Source organism: Seonamhaeicola sp. ABD4_340 (assembly GCF_056312135.1).
This window is the reverse complement of record NZ_CM149981.1, coordinates 3,524,346-3,545,349: the sequence shown is the minus strand read 5'-3', so window position 1 is coordinate 3,545,349 and position 21,004 is coordinate 3,524,346. Positions and strand designations below refer to the sequence as shown.

General features: G+C 32.7%; 17 protein-coding genes. 8 read left to right on the top strand and 9 right to left on the bottom strand.

Features of this window, described 5'->3' with window-relative positions; genetic code table 11:
- A complete protein-coding gene (locus ACYX4H_RS15410) occupies positions 1-474 on the top strand; it encodes a DUF4625 domain-containing protein (protein ID WP_476237142.1) in 474 nt (157 codons plus the stop codon).
- 91 nt (positions 475-565) lie between these two features.
- On the opposite strand, the gene ACYX4H_RS15405 is transcribed toward ACYX4H_RS15410, so the two are convergent.
- The 6 genes from ACYX4H_RS15405 to ACYX4H_RS15380 all read right to left on the bottom strand — a co-directional run bounded on the left by ACYX4H_RS15405 (position 566) and on the right by ACYX4H_RS15380 (position 5,642).
- On the bottom strand, positions 566-868 hold the full coding sequence (locus ACYX4H_RS15405) for a DUF6787 family protein (RefSeq protein ID WP_476237140.1): 303 nt from the start codon (positions 866-868) through the stop codon (positions 566-568).
- A gap of 85 nt (positions 869-953) precedes the next feature.
- A complete protein-coding gene (locus ACYX4H_RS15400) occupies positions 954-1,406 on the bottom strand; it encodes a DUF6146 family protein (protein WP_475296698.1) in 453 nt (150 codons plus the stop codon).
- Positions 1,407-1,620: 214 nt separating this feature from the next.
- Positions 1,621-2,256: a DUF937 domain-containing protein gene (locus ACYX4H_RS15395; RefSeq protein ID WP_475296697.1), complete on the bottom strand. Its 636-nt coding sequence runs from the start codon at positions 2,254-2,256 to the stop codon at positions 1,621-1,623.
- A gap of 105 nt (positions 2,257-2,361) precedes the next feature.
- Entirely contained in the window at positions 2,362-3,312 is a 951-nt protein-coding gene (locus ACYX4H_RS15390) for a D-2-hydroxyacid dehydrogenase (RefSeq protein WP_475296696.1), read from the bottom strand.
- A gap of 129 nt (positions 3,313-3,441) precedes the next feature.
- Complete coding sequence (gene serC, locus ACYX4H_RS15385; RefSeq protein ID WP_475296695.1) at positions 3,442-4,506, bottom strand: 3-phosphoserine/phosphohydroxythreonine transaminase; 1,065 nt, start codon at positions 4,504-4,506, stop codon at positions 3,442-3,444.
- Between the two features lie 77 nt (positions 4,507-4,583).
- Positions 4,584-5,642, bottom strand: a complete 1,059-nt coding sequence (locus ACYX4H_RS15380; protein WP_476237139.1) for an acyl-CoA reductase — start codon at positions 5,640-5,642, stop codon at positions 4,584-4,586.
- Positions 5,643-5,718: 76 nt separating this feature from the next.
- Here ACYX4H_RS15380 and ACYX4H_RS15375 point away from each other — a divergent pair, with 76 nt between their 5' ends.
- From ACYX4H_RS15375 to ACYX4H_RS15355, 5 genes are all read left to right on the top strand, one after another.
- Positions 5,719-6,072 (top strand): 4Fe-4S dicluster domain-containing protein, encoded by a 354-nt coding sequence (locus ACYX4H_RS15375; RefSeq protein ID WP_476237138.1) that lies wholly within the window; start codon positions 5,719-5,721, stop codon positions 6,070-6,072.
- Between the two features lie 344 nt (positions 6,073-6,416).
- Complete coding sequence (gene ychF, locus ACYX4H_RS15370) at positions 6,417-7,511, top strand: redox-regulated ATPase YchF (RefSeq protein WP_476237137.1); 1,095 nt, start codon at positions 6,417-6,419, stop codon at positions 7,509-7,511.
- Between the two features lie 215 nt (positions 7,512-7,726).
- Entirely contained in the window at positions 7,727-9,577 is a 1,851-nt protein-coding gene (locus ACYX4H_RS15365) for a DNA topoisomerase IV subunit B (protein WP_476237136.1), read from the top strand.
- Positions 9,578-9,612: 35 nt separating this feature from the next.
- The gene (locus ACYX4H_RS15360) at positions 9,613-9,927 is read left to right on the top strand and encodes a GIY-YIG nuclease family protein (RefSeq protein WP_476237135.1); all 315 of its coding nucleotides are present in this window, start codon (positions 9,613-9,615) and stop codon (positions 9,925-9,927) included.
- A gap of 37 nt (positions 9,928-9,964) precedes the next feature.
- Positions 9,965-12,601 (top strand): DNA gyrase/topoisomerase IV subunit A, encoded by a 2,637-nt coding sequence (locus ACYX4H_RS15355; RefSeq protein ID WP_476237134.1) that lies wholly within the window; start codon positions 9,965-9,967, stop codon positions 12,599-12,601.
- A 95-nt stretch (positions 12,602-12,696) separates the two neighbouring features.
- On the opposite strand, the gene ACYX4H_RS15350 is transcribed toward ACYX4H_RS15355, so the two are convergent.
- The 3 genes from ACYX4H_RS15350 to ACYX4H_RS15340 form a co-directional block, all read right to left on the bottom strand.
- Positions 12,697-13,965, bottom strand: coding sequence for a carboxypeptidase-like regulatory domain-containing protein (locus ACYX4H_RS15350; protein ID WP_476237132.1), 1,269 nt, complete (start codon positions 13,963-13,965; stop codon positions 12,697-12,699).
- Positions 13,966-14,076: 111 nt separating this feature from the next.
- On the bottom strand, positions 14,077-15,882 hold the full coding sequence (locus tag ACYX4H_RS15345) for a cytochrome-c peroxidase (protein ID WP_476237131.1): 1,806 nt from the start codon (positions 15,880-15,882) through the stop codon (positions 14,077-14,079).
- Positions 15,883-15,973: 91 nt separating this feature from the next.
- Positions 15,974-17,557, bottom strand: coding sequence for a PhoX family protein (locus tag ACYX4H_RS15340; RefSeq protein WP_476237130.1), 1,584 nt, complete (start codon positions 17,555-17,557; stop codon positions 15,974-15,976).
- Between the two features lie 303 nt (positions 17,558-17,860).
- Between ACYX4H_RS15340 and bshC the strand changes: the two genes are divergently transcribed.
- Together bshC and ACYX4H_RS15330 are read left to right on the top strand one after the other, a co-directional pair.
- Complete coding sequence (gene bshC / locus ACYX4H_RS15335; protein WP_476237129.1) at positions 17,861-19,468, top strand: bacillithiol biosynthesis cysteine-adding enzyme BshC; 1,608 nt, start codon at positions 17,861-17,863, stop codon at positions 19,466-19,468.
- 101 nt (positions 19,469-19,569) lie between these two features.
- Complete coding sequence (locus ACYX4H_RS15330) at positions 19,570-20,940, top strand: pyridoxal phosphate-dependent decarboxylase family protein (RefSeq protein WP_476237128.1); 1,371 nt, start codon at positions 19,570-19,572, stop codon at positions 20,938-20,940.
- Positions 20,941-21,004 lie beyond the last annotated feature (64 nt).

The following is a 21,004-nucleotide window of genomic DNA, read 5'->3' as shown; positions in this document are numbered from 1 at the left end:
ATGAAATTTACAGCAAAATTTCTTTTTATTGTAGTTATTATTACAGCTTTTTTTGGTTGTTCAGATGATGAAAATGTTGACGAAACGAAACCAACAATAAGTATTAATTACACTGAAGGTTTCCCTAAACCTTGTATTGAATTAGAAAGAGGTAAAACCTATAATTTTAGAGCTCAAGTTACTGATAATGTTGAATTAGCTTCATATAGCTTAGATATACATCATAATTTTGACCATCATACACATGATGACCAAGAAGCTGTATGTAATTTGTTGCCTAAAAAACAAGCAGTAAATCCTTTAATTTATTTAGAAAATTTTACTGTTGAAGATGGATTAACTTCATATGAAATTAATGTAGCCGTTGCAATTCCTGATGATATTGATACAGGTGATTACCACTGCGCTTATTCTGTAACCGATGTTACTGGATGGCAAAGTAGGACATCAATTGATATTAAAATTATTGAATAATAAGCTTATAAAAAGAAGTCATAAAAAAAAAGAGCTAAACACTATGTTTGGCTCTTTTTTATTCTTCATATATAGTATAGAATAACTAAGTTTATTTGATAAATTTTCCTAAGCCTAAGCGTTTTAACATTTTCTTTTCAAAGTTCCAAAAGAATTTGTGCTGCCCAAAAAGCCAACCAAAAAAAACAAGTAAAAATTGATATACTACAAAAAGTAAAACAATACGTATAGCCCAATAGCCAAAACTACCAAAACCTTCTGTAGTTATATTTAAAAATTTTAATATGGGTTTTCCAATGTACGATGCCGTTGAGCCTGTTACAGCAAAAACTATAAAAATTACAGCAATTTGCCAATTAGATTCTATACCCCAACGTTCTTTTAATTTATTCACAGCGTTAATTTGTGTGCAAAAGTACATAACTTTTTCACATATTAAAATTTAGAATTTTAAAGAACTAGAGTTTATTTAAGCATTGCTAAATTCTAACATTAAAAGGCCCAAGCTTTTGGTTGTATTTTAACTGAAAGTAAATAAAGTAATTGTATAGTTTATAATTTACCTCATAACCATAATCAATTTGCGGACTGTAATCTATTTGAAGTTCATATAAACTAGGGTTGTAAACATTTGGTTGTAGTACGCGTTGGTTCCATTCAATAACAAAAATTCTATTTCTGTTTTCCATGTATTGTTGTGAATAAAAACCTTCGGGTCTTGCCATAGAAGCTAACCAAGTAGCGTAACCAGGATCTATAATTATAATCTCGTATTCTAGTTCTTCATTAGCAATTTTTACAGTATCATTAACTTTTAAGTTTTCAGTTTGCTCTGTAATATTTTTATTGTTTACAGGCTGTTTGGTGGTATTACAGTTTAAAACTATTACGCTAGTTATTAATAATACAAGTATGTAATTTAGTTTTTTCATGATGAATATTTTTATAATAATACCCTAAAATTAAAACCATTACTTAAGTTTTAAAAGAGTGAATGAGGTAACGGTTTATTTGCTTGAGTAAACGTTGCGTTTTGTATTAAATTTACAAAAATGAATCTGTAAATGGTTGTTGTATAACAGTTTTTAACAAAAAAAAGACCGAGTTTTAAAACTCAGTCTTTGTATAAATAAAATAAATACACATTTATTTTCCAAAAAGGCCACCTAGCAATCCGCCAAGGCCACCTTTCTTTTTACTTCCGCCTAATACCATGCCAGCAACATCATCAACTACGCTACCATCACCATCGGCATCTAAAATAGATTCTAAAAAACTTTGCTCGTTACTAGCAGAACTACCGCCAATTAAACCACCTAGTAAATCTGTAATACCATTTTGGTTGCTTACATTATTTTGTCTTGTTTGTTTGCCTAAAACACCCATTAAAATTGGTGCAGCAACTTTTAATATTTGTGCAACAGAACCAGCATCCATACCTGCTTTTGCGCCTAAAGTATTTTCTACGGCTTGTTGTTTGCCACCTAACACGTGTCCTAAAATTTTACTTCCATCATTCATTACATTATCATCAACACCACCGTTAAATAAACCGCCAAGGTTATCTAAAATACTACCATCGTGTTTATTGTTTAATGCACTCATTAAACCTTGGGCACCTTCTGGTGTAGAAGCATTACGTTTCATAGCTTGCATTAACACTGGTAAAGCCATTGTTAAAACATCTTGTGTTTTGTTTTGTGGTTGATTGGTTTGACCCGCAACACCGTTAATAAGTGTTTTTCCAAGGTCGCTGTTTAATAAATCTAAAATTCCAGACATCTGTATTAGTTTTTATGGTTAAAAAATGGATTTTGAAGGTACAAAAAAAGTCCCAACTTCTATAGTTGAGACTCATTTATAATATTTTGGTCACATTTTGAGTGTTTACCCAAGTATGCTTACAATTTGCGATGCTAATTCTGTACCAATTCTATCTTGGGCTTCATTAGTTGCTGCACCAGTATGAGGTGTTAAAGATAATGAAGGATTCATTAATAACTGAATTTCTGGTTTTGGTTCTTTTTCAAAAACATCAAGTGCTGCTCTTGCTACTTTTCCGCTTTCAATAGCTTTTACTAAAGCAACTTCGTTTACCACACCACCGCGTGCTGCATTAGCTAAAATAACACCATCTTTCATCATGTTAAATTCAGCTTCATCAATAACGTAATCTTTTTGAGCCGGTACGTGTAATGTTAAAAAATCGGCTTGTTTTAAAACCTCTTCTTTAGAGATAGTTTCAATATCAAAATTTACTTTTTGGCCATCAAAAAATTCTAACTCTAAGTTAGCTTTTTCTAAAAACGGATCAAAAGCAATAACTTTCATACCAGCACCTAAAGCTACTTTTGCTGTTGCCTGACCAATTCTACCAAAGCCTAAAACACCTAAAGTTTTACCTTTAAGCTCTGTGCCTTTAGCATACGCCTTTTTTAAACCTTTAAAATTACTATCACCTTCTAAAGGCATTTCGCGGTTAGCGTTATGTAAAAAACGAGCTAAACCGTAAAGGTGTCCAAATACTAATTCTGCTACAGAGTGTGATGACGCTGCTGGTGTATTAATTACGTGTAAGCCTTTTTCTCTGGCATATTCTACATCAATATTATCCATACCAACACCACCACGACCAATTATTTTTAGGTTTGGGCAAGCATCAATTAAATCTTTACGCACAGTGGTTGCGCTACGTACTAAAAGTACACTGATGTCTTTTTCATTAATGTAATTTATTAACTGCTCTTGGGCTACTGTTGTTGTGCTAACATTGTAACCTGCTTTTTCTAAAGCATCTATTCCACTTTGTGAAATACCATCATTTGCTAATACGTTCATTTTTTTTAGTTAAAAGTTGTAATGTTAAAAGTTAAAAGTTTTTTAAACTTAAGGCTTTCAACGTAATATTGATTTTATTTTTTAGTTTGGGCAAGCAACTGCACACTGCAATTGTTTACGGTAAACTATTTAAGCTTTTCTTTCTAATTCGCTCATTACTTCAACAACAGCTTTTACGCTATCTAAAGATAAGGCGTTGTACATTGATGCTCTGTAACCACCAACGCTTCTATGGCCATTTAAGCCGTTAACGTTGGCTTCTTTTAGCATAGTATCAAACGTTTCTTTAAGGTTTTCGTTTTCTAAAGTAAAGGTAGCATTCATTGTAGAACGGTCTTCTTTAGCGGCAAAACCTTTAAATAATGGGTTTAAATCTATTTCAGAATACATTAAACGCGCTTTCTTTTCGTTTTCTTCTTCAATAGCGGCAATACCTCCAAGGTCTTTTAACCATTGTAATGTTAGCATTGATGTGTACACAGCAAAAACAGGAGGTGTATTAAACATACTACCTTTGTCTATGTGTACTTTGTAATCCATTATTGATGGTATTTTACGCGATACTTTACCTAAAATATCTTCTTTTATAACAACTAATGTTGTACCTGCAGGCCCCATATTTTTTTGAGCACCAGCATATATTAAATCAAATTGTGAAAAATCTAAACTACGCGAAAAAATGTCACTACTCATATCACAAACCATTGGTATTGGCGATTTTGGGAACGCTTTCATTTGCGTACCATAAATGGTGTTGTTTGATGTGCAGTGGAAATAATCGTAGTTTTCAGGAATTTCATACCCTTTAGGTATGTAGTTATAGTTGGCGTCTTTTGATGATGCTACTTCATAAACATCATCATAAATGGCAGCTTCTTTAATAGCTTTTGCAGCCCAAGCACCAGAGTTTAAATAACCAGCTCTTTTTTCTAATAGGTTTAAAGCAACCATTAAAAATTGTGTACTAGCACCACCTTGTAAAAATAAGGCTTTGTAGCCTTTACCTTCTAAACCTAACAACTCTAAAGCAAGCGCTCTAGCGTTTTCCATTATGTCTACAAAGGCTTTGCTTCTGTGAGATATTTCTATTAGTGATAAACCGCTATTATCTAACTCAACAACAGCTTGTGATGCTTTTAATAATACTTCTTGAGGTAAAGTGCAAGGTCCTGCACTAAAGTTGTGTTTTCTCATTTTGTGTGGTAAAATTTAAAGATGCAAAGTTTGCAATTAATTGCTTAATTGTTGGTGAAAATTCAATAATTTTTTCGTCAAATTGATAATAAAAATTCAATAGAATCGACACTATCCGCATAATCCCAAAGTTTAGGATTTTGAGTAGCTCCAAAAGCCACTTCATTTTCAGAAAAACCTTTAGCAACAATACATTGTATTTGCTGCGCTTCATCGTTTAATTTTTCTTTTAAACGGTTAATGTTGTCATAAAATTCATAAAAAATGGTTGCAATGGGTGATGCGTAACTTTCATCTTCTTTTATCATTAAAAAACCGTTTTCTAGCATATCAAATTCGCTCATTAAATAAACGGCTTTATTATAGTCGTAATTATTAGCGTATTTGGCGCCTTCTATAATGGGGTGCCAATGGTAAATGGCTTTAAAAAAAGCGTCAAAGTTATAGCCTTTTGGCACAAAAAGTTTTGAAACACTGCGGCAGCCTAAACCGTAATATCTAAAAATATCTTCTGAAAGATTTTGTAAATCTTCATCGGTTTCATTACCTGTTAAAATAGCTACAGAATTACGGTTATTTCTAATAATAGCAGGCTTATTTTTAAAGTAATATTCAAAATAACGAGCGGTATTGTTACTGCCAGTAGCAATTACGGCATCAAAATTTTCTAATTTTTCTTGTGTGAAAGCTATTTTGCCTTTAAAATTGGGTTCAACATGTTCTAAATATTTAGCTAAAAATGGTAGTAAATGTTTATCATTTGATGATTGTTTTACAAGAACATCATGCCCTGTTATGAGTACCGATAAAAAATCATGAAACCCAACCAAAGGAATGTTTCCGGCCATGATTATAGCAACCTTTTTAGGAGACGATACTTGGGTTTTATAGGGCTTTAACCAAGTGTTTATATTGTTTGTTGTTAAAGCATTTGCCCAATTTTTAAAGGCAAAATGAAGGTTTTCTGTGGTAAACCAACCATTGTGTTCTTTTGCTAGTTTTATTTGATGCTTAAAACCATCAAAAAACAGGTTGTTATATTCAATATTATCGTGTTTAGTAACAACTTCATTAGAAAATTGCCTTAAAAAATCTCCTAATTTTACAAAAGCATTAATTCTTTGTTCTAAATGCATGCTTAATTTGGTTTTGAATGGTTTTGGCTTTATTTTTGCAACTGCAAATTTAAGCAAACTCAAGAGAAAAAACGGTATGGCAATTATAATAACAGATGAATGTATAAATTGTGGCGCTTGTGAACCAGAATGCCCAAACACTGCAATTTATGAGGGCGCCGATGACTGGCGTTATAAAGACGGTACAAGTTTAGAAGGAAAAATAGTATTGACTAACGGTACTGAAGTTGATGCCGATGAGGCACAAGAACCCATTAGTGATGAGTTATACTACATTGTACCAGATAAATGTACAGAGTGCAAAGGGTTTCATGATGAGCCACAATGTGCTGCTGTTTGTCCGGTAGACTGTTGTGTGCCAGATGAAGATGTTGTTGAAACAGAAGAAGAATTATTGGCAAAACAACGTTTTATGCACCCAGAAGATTAAACGCTAAGCGTTATTTTTATATAAAAATCCTAAGTGAAAGCTTAGGATTTTTTATTTTAGAAAAATGCATGATGAAAAACCATATAAAGGCTTTTGGATGTATTTTGGTAAACTAATGTTTTTTATAGTTGTTTTTTCTATAATAAGTGTTTTTGTTTGTTTTATGTTCTTAGTTTTTGGTTTCTTTTTTACTAGCATGTAATAAAACAAAATTTCTAAATAATCTATTCATCTAATTAACTACATTTGCACTCGCAAAATAGATTCCCATGTAGTGGGGAAATTTATATAAGAAATAGAAGTTAAAAAATTTCCGTTTTAACGGAAATGAAAAATATAGTTCAATGAAAGCAGGCATTGTAGGATTACCAAATGTAGGTAAATCAACGTTATTTAATTGTTTATCAAACGCAAAAGCACAAAGTGCAAACTTCCCTTTTTGTACCATAGAACCTAATATAGGCGTGGTGAATGTTCCAGACCCAAGACTGGAAAAATTAGAAACATTGGTAAACCCAGAACGCGTAATTCCTGCAACTGTTGAAATTGTAGATATTGCAGGCTTAGTTAAAGGCGCCAGCAAAGGCGAAGGTTTAGGAAACCAGTTTTTAGCAAATATTAGGGAAACCGATGCTATTTTGCACGTGTTGCGTTGTTTTAATAATGATAATATTGTACATGTTGATGGTAGCGTAGACCCTATTAGAGATAAAGAAACCATTGATATGGAGCTACAATTAAAAGATCTTGAAACAGCCGATAAAAAGCTAGATAAAGTTAAACGTGCCGCCAAAACAGGTAATAAAGAAGCACAAGCAGAAGAAGCTGTATTGTTAAAAATTAAAGCAGCTTTAGAAGCGGGAACATCTGTAAGAGCTATTGAATTTAGTGAAGAAGATTATGAAGACTACGTAAAACCATTACAGTTTATAACAGACAAACCTGTAATGTACGTTTGTAATGTAGATGAAGGCGCTGCAGTTTCAGGAAATGATTATGTAGAACAGGTTAAAGAAGCTGTTAAAAATGAAAACGCTGAAGTTTTAGTACTTGCAGTTGGCACCGAAGCCGATATTAACGAATTAGAAGACTACGAAGAACGTCAAATGTTTTTAGAAGATGTTGGTTTAGAAGAACCAGGAGCTTCAAAACTTATTAGAGCAGCTTACAAACTATTAAATCAGCAAACGTATTTCACTGCAGGTGTAAAAGAAGTAAGAGCATGGACTGTTGATGTTGGCGCCAGTGCACCACAAGCAGCAGGCGTAATTCACACCGATTTTGAAAAAGGTTTCATTAGAGCCGAGGTTATAGCTTACGATGATTATGTGTCATTTGGTAGCGAAGCCAAAGTTAAAGAAGCCGGTAAAATGCGTGTTGAAGGTAAAAACTACATTGTTAAAGATGGTGATGTGATGCATTTCTTATTTAACGTGTAAAACCAACTAGGTTATATTTCAAATACATATAGTTTCTTTGTAAGGCACATAAGAAATTTCGTGATTTTATAGGTTAAAAACCCACAATAGAACGTTTAATAAACGTTCTCAACAACAATCTACACACAATTGTTAATTATTTTGTGCGCACCCTATTTTATATTTTGTGGTGTTGTATTATATTAGCAAGCAATCACTAAAAATCTACTTTCTTTATGGCTGAACAAACCAATTACACCGAAGATAATATACGTTCATTAGACTGGAAAGAGCATATTAGAATGCGCCCAGGGATGTATATTGGTAAATTAGGTGATGGTTCTTCGCCAGATGATGGTATATACATCCTTCTAAAAGAAGTTTTAGACAACTCTATTGATGAGTTTGTGATGGGTGCCGGTAAAACCATCGATATTTCAATTCAAGGCAATAAAGTTATAGTGCGCGATTACGGGCGCGGTATTCCTTTAGGTAAAGTGGTTGATGTGGTTTCTAAAATGAATACCGGTGGAAAGTATGATTCAAAAGCCTTTAAAAAATCTGTAGGTTTAAACGGTGTTGGTACAAAAGCCGTAAATGCACTATCAAATTATTTTAGAGTAGAATCTACACGCGATGGTAAATCGGCCTCAGCCGAATTTGAAAAAGGCGAGCTTACCGGTAAAGAAATGTTAGATGATACATCACGCCGTAAGGGTACCAAAGTATCATTCGTGCCGGATGAATCTATTTTTAAAAACTATAAATTTAGAAATGAATACATAGTTAAAATGCTAAAAAACTATGTTTACCTAAACCCGGGATTAACCATAGTTTTTAACGGTGAAAAGTTTTATAGTGAAAACGGATTAAAAGATTTATTAACCGAAAGTACAAAAGCAGAAGATTTATTATACCCAATAATTCACTTGCGTGGTGATGATATTGAAGTAGCTATAACGCATAGTAAAACGCAATATAGTGAAGAATACCACTCATTTGTAAATGGACAAAATACAACCCAAGGTGGTACACACTTAAATGCTTTTAGAGAAGCAGTGGTTAAAACTATTAGAGAATTTTACGGTAAAACATATGATGCTTCCGATGTTAGAAAATCTATAATTTCAGCCATTGCCATAAAAGTAATGGAGCCTGTTTTTGAAAGTCAAACAAAAACCAAATTAGGCTCAACCGAAATGGGAGGCGATTACCCAACCGTACGTACTTACATAAACGATTTTGTAAAAACCAAGCTAGATAACTTTCTGCACAAAAACCCTGAAGTAGCAGATAAGCTTCAAAAGAAAATTTTACAAGCAGAGCGTGAACGCAAAGAACTTTCAGGTATTAGAAAATTAGCCAGAGACCGCGCAAAAAAAGCCAGTCTTCATAATAAAAAATTACGCGATTGTCGTGTGCATTTTGGCGATACTAAAAACGAAAGAAATCTAGAAACAACCTTGTTTATAACAGAGGGAGATTCGGCTTCAGGTAGCATCACAAAATCTCGTGATGTAAACACGCAGGCAGTTTTCAGCTTAAAAGGAAAACCTTTAAATTGCTACGGATTAACAAAAAAAATAGTTTATGAAAACGAAGAGTTTAACTTACTACAAGCGGCTTTAAATATTGAAGAATCTTTAGAAGATTTGCGCTATAACAATGTGGTAATAGCTACCGATGCCGATGTTGATGGTATGCATATTCGCCTTTTATTAATAACATTCTTTTTACAATTTTTTCCAGAAGTTATAAAAGAAGGCCATTTGTACATATTACAAACACCGCTTTTTAGGGTAAGAAATAAAAAAGAAACCATTTACTGTTACACCGAAGAAGAGCGCGTTAATGCCATTGAAAAATTAAAACCAAAACCAGAAATTACCCGATTTAAAGGGCTTGGTGAAATATCACCCGATGAGTTTAAACATTTTATAGGCGAAGACATAAGATTAGATCCTGTGATGTTAGATGATAATATGTCAATAGAAAAGTTATTAGCCTTTTACATGGGCAAAAACACACCATCTAGACAAGAATTTATTATTGATAATTTAAAGGTGGAATTGGATTTAATTGAATAAGTTCCTGCGAAAGCAGGAATCTCATAGCAGAGAGTATGAAATATTGGTATGTTTATATCATGACAAATAAACCTAATGGTGTTTTATATGTAGGAGTAACTGATAATATTGAAGAGAGAGTTAAAGAGCATAAGCTAAAAGTGTATCCAAAATCATTTACTGCAAAGTATAACTGCGATAAACTGATTTATTTTGAAGAATTTGAAAATGGTAATGAAGCAGGAATTAGAGAAAGACAATTAAAAAAGTGGAAACGAGATTGGAAAATAGAATTAATTGAAGATATGAATCCAACTTGGATCGATTTGACTTTGAATTGGAATATTGATTACTCTAAAATCAGGAAATAAATTAAACAAATTCCTGCCTAGGCAGGAATAACAAAGTATGATAGAAGAAGAAAACGACGATTTAACAAATAAAGAAAACGACGAACCACAAGAAACCATTACCCGTGTAACGGGCATGTACAAAGATTGGTTTTTAGATTATGCTTCGTACGTAATTTTAGAGCGTGCAGTACCAGCCATTGAAGATGGCTTTAAACCTGTACAGCGTCGTATTATGCATTCTATGAAAGACCTTGATGATGGGCGTTACAACAAAGTAGCAAACATTGTTGGGCACACCATGCAATACCATCCGCACGGAGATGCAAGTATAGCCGATGCCATGGTGCAAATTGGCCAAAAAGATTTGTTAATTGATACCCAAGGAAACTGGGGGAATATATTAACCGGAGATAGAGCAGCAGCCTCTCGTTACATTGAAGCGCGCTTATCTAAATTTGCTTTAGATGTTGTTTACAACCCTAAAATTACCGAATGGCAAGCCAGTTACGATGGCAGAAGAAAAGAACCTGTAAACCTACCAGTAATGTTTCCGTTATTGTTGGCACAAGGTGGCGAGGGTATTGCAGTAGGCTTATCAACAAAAATATTACCACATAATTTTATTGAGTTAATAGATGCTTCAATAAAACACTTAAAAGGTAAAAAGTTTACTTTGTTACCCGATTTTCCAACCGCAGGAATAGCCGATTTTTCAAATTATAATGATGGAAACAGAGGCGGTAAAGTACGCGTACGTGCTAAAATTTCGCAATTAGATAAAAACACTCTTGTTATAACAGAATTGCCTTATGGCACAACCACATCATCTTTAATAGATTCTATTTTGAAAGCCAATGATAAAGGCAAAATCAAAATAAAAAAGATTGAAGATAACACAGCTGCCGAAGTTGAAATTCTAGTGCATTTACCATCAGGCTTATCACCCGATAAAACCATTGATGCGCTTTACGCTTTCACAAGTTGTGAGAGCTCAATATCGCCATTAGGTTGTGTGATTGAAGATAACAAACCGCTGTTTATTGGGGTTTCTGAAATGTTGCGTCGCTCAACAGATAACACCGTTCAACTCTTAAAACAAGAATTAGAAATAAAGCTTGGTGAGTTAGAAGAACAGTGGCATTTTGCTTCACTTGAACGTATTTTTATTGAAAATAGAATTTATCGTGATATTGAAGAAGAAGAAACTTGGGAAGGCGTAATAAAAGCCATTGACACAGGGCTTCAACCTCATATAAAACATTTAAAACGTGCCATTACTGAAGATGATATTGTACGTTTAACTGAAATTAGAATTAAACGAATTTCAAAATTTGATATTGATAAAGCGCAACAAAAAATTGACGCTTTAGAAGAACAAATAGCCGAGGTAAAACATCATTTAGAGCATTTAATTGAATACGCTATAGCCTATTTTACTAGATTGAAAAATGATTATGGTGAAGGACGCGAACGTAAAACTGAAATTAGAGTTTTTGATGATGTTGATGCCACTAAAGTAGTTATTAGAAACACCAAACTTTACGTAAATAGAGAAGAAGGCTTTATAGGTACATCATTAAGACGCGATGAGTATGTAGGAGATTGTAGTGATATTGATGACATTATTGTATTTACCAAAGCTGGTAAAATGATGGTTACCAAAGTAGATACCAAAACTTTTATTGGTAAAGACATTATTCACGTTGCTGTATTTAAAAAGAAAGACAAGCGAACCATTTATAATATGGTTTACAAAGATGGAGCTAAAGGGCCATCATATATAAAACGTTTTGCGGTTACAAGTATTACCCGCGATAGAGAATACGATTTAACTAACGGAAACAAAGGCTCTGTAGTTTTATATTTTTCTGCAAATCCAAATGGTGAAGCTGAGGTTATAACCATAAATTTAAGACAAGCAGGTAGTATTAAAAAACTAAAGTGGGATATTGATTTTGCCGATATTTTAATAAAAGGGCGCGCCTCAAAAGGAAATCTTGTTACAAAATATTCCGTTAAACGTATTGAATTAAAAGAAAAAGGAGTTTCAACATTAAAGCCTAGAAAAATTTGGTTTGATGAAACCGTACAACGTTTAAATGTTGATGGAAGAGGCGAGTTAATAGGTGAATTTAGAGGCGAAGATAAATTGCTAATAATAAACCAATCTGGCATTGTTAAAACAGTAACACCAGAGGTAACTATGCATTTTGATGATGATATGATTGTTATGGAAAAATGGGTGCCCAAAAAACCAATATCAGCCATTTATTATCACGGTGAAAAAGATATTTATTACGTAAAACGCTTTTTAATTGAAAATGAAAATAAAGAAGAGTATTTCATTTCTGATACTCCAAACTCGCATTTAGAAATTGTTTCAACAGATTGGAAACCAATGGCCGAAGTAGTGTTTGCTAAAGAACGTGGCAAAGACAGAAAAGACAATTTAGAAGTAAACTTAGAAGAATTTATTTCTATAAAAGGTATTACAGCTCTTGGAAACCAATTAACAAAAGATAAAGTAAACCAGATAAATTTACTAGAACCTTTACCATACCAAGCGCCCGATGAAGTGCATGCTGATGATATTGAGGTGGTTGATGAAACAGATGTTTCAAAATCTACTTCTTCTTCAAAAAATGCAGATACAGAAGAAAATGATGATGAAGGGCAAACCACTTTGTTTTAAAAGTTTTATAGCGTAAATTGAAAATAAAAAATCTCAATGAAAATTTAAAAATCTTCATTGAGATTGCCGAGTAACTAACTTAATTTGAATTATAATTAAGTTTTCTTTAATTGCTTTTTAATTTTTTCAATGGCATTTTCAATAGATTTTTCGGGTTCTATAATATTATATTCGCCCCAAAATTCTGGATCTGAAAAACCAGATGCCTGATCTGTTAATATGGTTGAAGGACGTAACATTTGGTTTTTTAAAGTAGCTATTTTAGTATCTTTAATCTCCCAATCTGTTACTGCCATTTCACTATTTAAGGTGTAAATACTATTAAATAGTTTACCTTTCCAATTAACCTTAAAACTTAGTAAAATATTACTATAGGCGTAATGCCACTTGCCATTTTGTATTCTATAGTTTACGCGGTATGTTGCTTTTGTTGGGTGCACATCAACACGTCTTGGTTTTTTGCGCACAAACATTTGACTAGACAACTCTTTGTTTTCAACATTTAAACTGTAAATAGCATTAATTAGTGCCGATGTTTCTGCATCAATATATAATTTACCGTAGTACAAAGGTGTTTTTACAAAAGGTGTTTGTTTAAAGTTAACTACATACACTAATTTACTGTTTATATTGGTAGATTTTCCGAAGGTAAATTCATAATTATCAATATCTTCATTGGTAAAAATAAATTCAGGATATTTAACTAAATCTGTATAAAGGTTACTAAAAGGACCACCTTGTAATTTTAGTGCAAGTGTATCTAATCTATCATAATTTGTGTTTTTTCTGGCTTTTATTAATTCAATATTGTCTTTTCTGTAATTTGCGTAGGGTTGTTTATGAATTTTAACTACAGCTTCAGATAATGATGCATTTTTACGTCTTTTTTTTATGGTTTCTCTATAAAAAGCAGTCATTAAAGTGTTGTTGTTATTGTAAAGCGAGCCTTTTTTCTGCAAGGTTTCTAAAACTAAAGATTTGGCATCACCTGTTTTTGCAACAAGTTCAATGGTTTCTAAAGAAGTTATGGCGGGTGTAAGCTTAACTTTTAATTTTGTATTTGAACTAGGTATGCTAATTTCCTTTTTTTCATATCCTAAATGCGTAATAATTATAAAGCTGTTTTTATGTTGAATAGGTATTTTTAGGGCAAATTCACCATCAATATTGGTTACGGTACTAATGTTGGTGTTTTTTATAATAATATCTGAAAATACCAATCTGTCATTAGATTTTTCATCTGTAACAATACCTTTTATTTCAATAAAGTTTGATGTGTTTTGTGCATAAATTGTGAAGTTGCCACAAATAACAAATAAGCAAACTAATATAAATGAAGGCATAAACGTATGCTTGCTTTTCATGACTATTAGTGTTTAAGGGTTTAGTTGATAGTAAGTTACAAAAAAATAAGCTAAAATCCAATTAGGTAATTGGGCTTTAGCTTATTTGCTTATTTTTTTGTTTAAAATATACTAACTATCAGTAAGTGTGCGCATAAAAGCAATTATGGCACTTTGTTCTTCGGTAGATAAATCTAAATTATCAAAAGGTAATGTTTGGTGTGGTACATCAAAACCAAGACCAGCTCCACCGCCTTTATTATAAAAATCCATAACTTCTTCTAAAGTATTATATACACCATTATGCATGTATGGCGCTGTTAAATCAATATTTCTAATGGTTGGTGTTTTAAACATTTTATCATGTAAAGGCTCTTCATAAACCCAATAAAAACCTTTATCTTCATCTATAGTTTTATTTTCAGCAGTTTTAGGTACGCCAATAACTTCTTTTTCGGTTTCTTTATAAAATGGAGGCACAGAACCGTTTGTTAACGGTATAAAATGACAAGTAGCACATAATGCTTTACCCATGTATAGATTAAAACCTTGTTTTTCTTGTGCGGTAAATGTGTTTTCTTCACCTCTAATATTTTTATCAAATTTTGAGTTTAAACCATTTAGGGTAGATACAAATACAGATATAGCTCTAACCGTTTCTTTGTTAGTTTTTGGTACGTAACCAAATGCATTTTTGAATAATGAAATGTATGTAGAATCTTTTAATATGTTTCCTGAAAACTTATGCACATTGGTGTTAAACTCTTTATCATTATTAAAAACAGAGTTTATTTGGCTTTCAATGGTATTGGCTCTTCCATCCCAAAAAAATGCTTTTTGATAAATGCTGTTAACCAATGTTGGTGTATTTCTATTTAGAGGATTACCATTATTATCTTTGCTAAACCTTATACCATCTGCGTAGGCTTTTTCAGGTAGGTGGCATGTTGCACAGGCCATATTGCCTTTTTCGGATAGGTTTTTATCAAAAAACAACTTTTTACCAAGGGCTATTTTTTCTTCAGAAGGATTTCTATCATTAACATCTAAAAAGAAGTTAGTATTAAAACTATTTTTCTCAAAAAATGTTGGTGCATTAAAGTTTAAAGGGTAGGCGTTTGTTGCAGCATCCCATAAGTTTGATGTTTGCCTTAGTTTAACCCAATTTCTGGTGATTGGGTTTAAGTGATTTTTTATGAATGTAAAACGGTCAAATGTTTCAAAATTTGGTGTATTTCCAATAAAATTTATAGCTTTTTTTATGTTAGAAGTAAATTCTTCATCTAAAGTTGGGTTTGTTTGTTGTATTAATTTTTGAAATGTTAAGCTATAAACATCGTGCAAACTTTGTAATGATACCGATGTTTCACCTATGCTTTTACCTGTTATAGGGGTATCAAAACCAGCCATAGATAGGCTAACTAACCTCATTAGTTGTTCATGTGTGCCAACAAAAAAGCGTTTAGGTGTTACATCTCTTTTGGTAATGTTGCTTTCTAAATTTTTAAAAAAACCTTTTAAAAAATATACGTCTCTTTTAAACTCTTTTTCTGAAACTTCATCAGAAAATAAGGTTTCTTCAAGTTTTTGTAAGCCAATGGGTTCAACAATTCTTCCGCTATCATCATTGTAAATTGGTAGAGCAGGACCGTTGGCTCTGTGTGTAGTTTCTGGATTTAAAGCACCTGCAATAGGTTCGGCTTTTTTAAATGCTTTTCTTACCTCAAAAAATAGGGTTTTAGAAATTTCTTTATTAGCATCTTGTTTTTCTAAAGAATCTAATAAAGATATTGCTTTTGTGATATTTTCTAAGTAATATTTTTGGGCATTTTCCCAGTTTACGGTGTTTACAGTATTTTGTTTAGTTGTATTATTTTCTGTTTTACAAGAAAAAATAAACATTAAAATAATAACAAGTGAAGCTAGTTTTAAACGCATTGTAATAAGAACTGTGTTAAATAGAAAAGACCCTACAAATAAATTGTAGGGTAACTTTTCAATATTTTTTTTATTTTATAAAGGCTACTTACTATCTAGGAAGACCTTTTATAAGCACTATTTGAGAACCTTCAAGGTAAGGTCCACCAATCCAAGGGTGATCTAATGATTTTGTACCACCATCAACACCAGCGTGGTCATCACTTTTCCAGTAATGAGGTTGTAATGCTAGCATGAAAGTATCTGGCTCACCAACTTTATCAGAGATATCAGTTAATGCACCATACTCACCACTTAAACCAGTACTTTTGTTAGGAGCTAAATCACTTCTTACAATTAATTCCATAACTACTTTAGGGTTGTTACCATCTAAATCTGATTGGTAAATGTAAGCAGAGTGCCCTCTGTCAAAAGAGTTAGGATCTTCTTGTGTGTATATGTAGTGTTCTGTTACACAGATGTTATCAGGACTTTGTAATTCAGCTAAGTTACCATCCATATTATTAGTGTTTGTGTTACCACTAATAACTTGTGTTAATTTACCTTCTAATGGGTTGTTAGCATCTAAAACTAATTTGTAAACAGTACCCCAATCGTTATAAGTTCCTCTTCCTGGGCCACGACCAGTTACAGCAAAGAAAACATTTAATGCATTGGCATCACTACCTTTTTGGTAATCTACGTCTTCAACACGCATAAATTGAGAAGCGTAAACATCATTACAAGCAGTTTCCATTTCATCTTTAGTCATAGCAGCACCATTAGCTATCTCAACAAACTCAACTTCGTATTCCTTTTGGAAATCTAGATCGCCTTCGTTGTATTGTGTATTTGCAGCAACAGCTTGTACACCACCAGCACCATCAGAAATTTGCTTTAATCTTAAAACGTAAATTTTACCACCAGTTAAGTCTGCATCACCAGCATCAGAATAATACATTATTACTTGACCTTCAGAACCACTAGAATCATCATCACCACCAATAATTACAGTTTTACCAGAGTAAGTATCTTTAGGAAGTGGCGTAGCGTTTTCCCAAGCAAATTCACCTAAAGCATCTAAACCAAAATCGGCAGTAGGAGTTGGTGTTTCTACCCATGGATCTATACCTTTTACATCAAAGTTAAAAGCCTCAGAAGCAGATAAGAATAAATCTTTATCTCCACCGTGAATGTCTTTTTCCCACATTGTACCAGAACATTGGCGTGCATAATCTGCAACACTAGAGTTTAGTAGGTAAGTAGCATCAGTAATTTCAAAGTTTTCATCTAAAGATAATCTTGCAACTGCAAAATGGTCTTCAAAGTTTACAACGTACTCATAACCACCATTTGGGTTTTTTAAGAAACCAGCACCATCGGCACCACCACCAATTCTAAATTCGCCATTTCCAAAATCTAAAACATCACTAGAACTTACTACAGAGTAAGCTTCAACAAAGTTGAATTGAGAGCTCATAGCAACAAGTGGCTTTAAGTTAGATTTGTTTTCAAACATTGTTGGAGTTACGGTTAAATCTTCACCGTCTTGTCCATTAACACCGTCAACACCATCAGTACCATCTTGTCCGTCTACACCATCAACACCGTCTTTTCCATCTTCAATATCACAAGCTGTAAAAGTAACAGCAGCTAATAACATTAAAACATAAATTGGATTTAATAATTTTTTCATTTTTTCAGTTAAATATTAGTTATTGTTTATTGGTTCAAAATTATTGTAAGACTCTGTAATGGTTGTTAAGTGAATAATTAACTTGTATTAACTTTTTGTTTTCTGTGCATTAGGTAGTTTACCTCAGGTTTAATAATTATAATTATTCTAAATAAAAATAAACATGTTTTATTTAGTTAAAAACCTTATATATTGATAGCTATGATGATGTTTATAATGTTAAATCTACTTATACGTTAAAAATGTGTTAGTATTTTGCATGTGTTGTTACTAAACATTTACATTTGTTTAAATCTTTTTTTAGTGACAAAAATTTCAACATTACCATTTAATAAAACAGGTTTTTTTTCTTCATTAATTTGTGATTATTTAGAAGAAAAACAAGCGCTTAAGCCTTTTTACAATAGGTTTCCTAGTCTTGAAAACTTTAAAGGACAGATTGAAGAAAAGCAACAATTTTACAAGCAAACCACTAGAAATGTGTTAGTAAAAGCTTTAAAAAATCAATATAAATTGGTTGAAGCTTCAAACGAAACACTTCAAAATATTGAAAAATTACAACAACAAAACACCTTTACCGTAACCACAGGGCATCAGTTAAATTTATTTACGGGGCCGTTATATTTTCTTTATAAAATAATTTCAACCATAAATTTAACTAGACAGTTAAAAGAAACATATCCAGATTTTAACTTTGTGCCTATTTATTGGATGGCTACTGAAGATCATGATTTTGATGAAATAAACTTTTTCAATTTTAAAGGAAAAAAAATACAGTGGAACAAAAATGCCAATGGCGCTGTTGGCGAATTATCAACAGATGGTTTAGAGGCTATTTCACAGTTAATAAATAGTGAGTTTGGTATAGGTAAAAATGCCGAAGATTTAAAATTACTTTTTGAAAACGCGTACTTAAAACACGATAATTTAACACAAGCCACGCAATATTTAGCCAATGCGCTTTTTAAAAATTATGGTTTGGTTATTATAGATGGTAATGATAAAAGCCTAAAAGCGCTTTTTACACCTTATGTAAAGCAAGAATTGTTTGAGCAAACGTCATTTAAAGAAGTAACTAATACCAATAGGCAATTAAACAATTTAGACGAAAAGCAGTATAAATTACAGGTAAATCCACGCGAAATAAATTTATTTTATTTAACAAGTAATTTAAGAGAGCGTATAGTTTTTGAAGATGGTGTTTACAAAGTACTAAATACCAATATTAGTTGGAGCGCTAATGATTTAGAAACTGAGTTAGAAATGCACCCAGAAAGGTTTTCCCCCAATGTAATTATGCGCCCTTTATATCAAGAAGTTATTTTACCTAATTTATGTTACATAGGTGGCGGTGGCGAGCTGGCCTATTGGTTTCAATTAAAGCAAATGTTTAATGCACTTTCTGTGCCGTTTCCGGTGTTATTGCTGCGTAATTCGGTGTTAATTCAAACTAAAAATCAGGAAGATAAGCTTAAAAAATTACAAATTTCTACTGAAGATATTTTTTTAAAACGCCATACATTCATAAATAAAAAAGTTAGAGAAATATCAAATATCAATATTGATTTTTCAGAACAAAAAAAGCATTTAAAACAGCAGTTTACGGCACTTTATGAACTGGCTGAACAAACTGATAAAACGTTTCTTGGTGCGGTAAAAGCACAAGAAAAAAAGCAACTTAAAGGGTTAGATACATTAGAAAGAAGATTGCTTAAGGCTCAAAAATATAAATTGTCTGATCAGGTTTCTAGAATGACAGATATTCAAAATGAATTATTTCCAAACCGAAGTTTACAAGAGCGTAACGTTAATTTTTCTGAATTTTATTTAGAATACGGAAAAACATTAATACCTAAATTAATGACTCATTTAAACCCTTTGGAAAGTGAGTTTGTTGTTTTAACGTTATAACGTTAATTGTTTTTTTAGGTAATTTTTATGAAAGATTGTTAGTAAATCATATTTTTTAATGAAATAATGGTAATTTTACGATCTAATATTTAAATATGTCAATGCATAAAATAGATATAGATTTAGTAGAAATGACTATGGATGTTATGAAATACACCATAGATAGAGTTTCAGCAACAAAAAGTAAAATAGGAAAACCACAAAAAGCCGAAGCGCTAAAAAAACTAGTTGGCGATACTGTAACACCAAAAGGCGTTGGCGGAGAATATGCATTTAAAATGTGGCGCAAACATTTAGCAAAAGCTACTGTGCCAATAGACCACCCAAGGCATTTGGCTTTTGTACCAGCATCCCCCACAAGAGCAGCCATAATGTTTGATTTAATTACATCGGCTTCAAGTATTCACGGTGCTTACTGGATGGAAGGCGCTGGCGGTATTTTTTGTGAAAACGAGGCCATGAGCTGGATTGTTTCTTTAACCGGTTTACCAGAAGGTGCTTTTGGTGTTTTTACCAGTGGCGGTACAGCGGCAAACTTGTCGGCTATTGTAACAGCTCGAGAACATTGGCGAGAAAATGAAGCGTTTAAAAACGAAAAAGGACTCATAATTACGTCAATTGGGGCTCATTCATCAATTAAAGCCATGGCTAAAGTAGCCGATGTTGATATTCTTTTGGTTGATACTGAAGATGTTTTAACAGGTGAAGAACTTCAAAATTGTATAGGTAATTTAACCGAAAGCCAACGTAAACGCTTGTTTGCAGTTGTAGCAACGGGTGGTACAACCAATGCAGGCATCATTGACGATTTAAGTAGTATTGGTACTATTTGTAATACCCAAAACCTATGGTTTCATGTAGATGCTGCTTATGGTGGTGGTGCCTTGGTGGCAGATTCTGTTAGGCATTTGTTTAATGGCATTGAAAAGGCCGATAGTATAACCATAGATCCGCATAAATGGATGTTTTCTCCTTATGATTGTGGCGCTGTTATTTACCGAAATCCTGAATTGGCAAAAAATGCACATGCTCAAGAAGGTTCGTATTTAGAAATTTTTAAAGACGAAGGTGCTCACGGCTTTAACCCAACCGATTATCAAATACAATTAACACGTCGTGTTCGTGGGTTACCCTTATGGTTTTCTTTAGCCACACATGGCACAGATAGGTATAAAGAAGCTGTAGAACGGGGCTTAGAACTTGCACAAATTGCAGGTAAATTAATTACAAACAAACCGCATGTTGAATTGGTTAGAAGCCCCAGTTTATCATGCGTTTTATATAGAAGAATTGGTTGGAAACCCGAAGATTACAGAGAGTGGACTTATGAAAACCACCGAAAAGGTTTTGCATTAGTAACACCAACCAAATGGCGTACACCAAATGGTTTTGAAACCGTTTCACGTTTTTGTTTTATAAACCCAGATACTACTCAGGCTGATATTGAGGCTATTTTAGAGTCTATGGTTTAAAACCCGTTAATAACCTTTTTTAAAAAAAAATAAATTAATAAATGTATTTATAAAAACCTTTTTA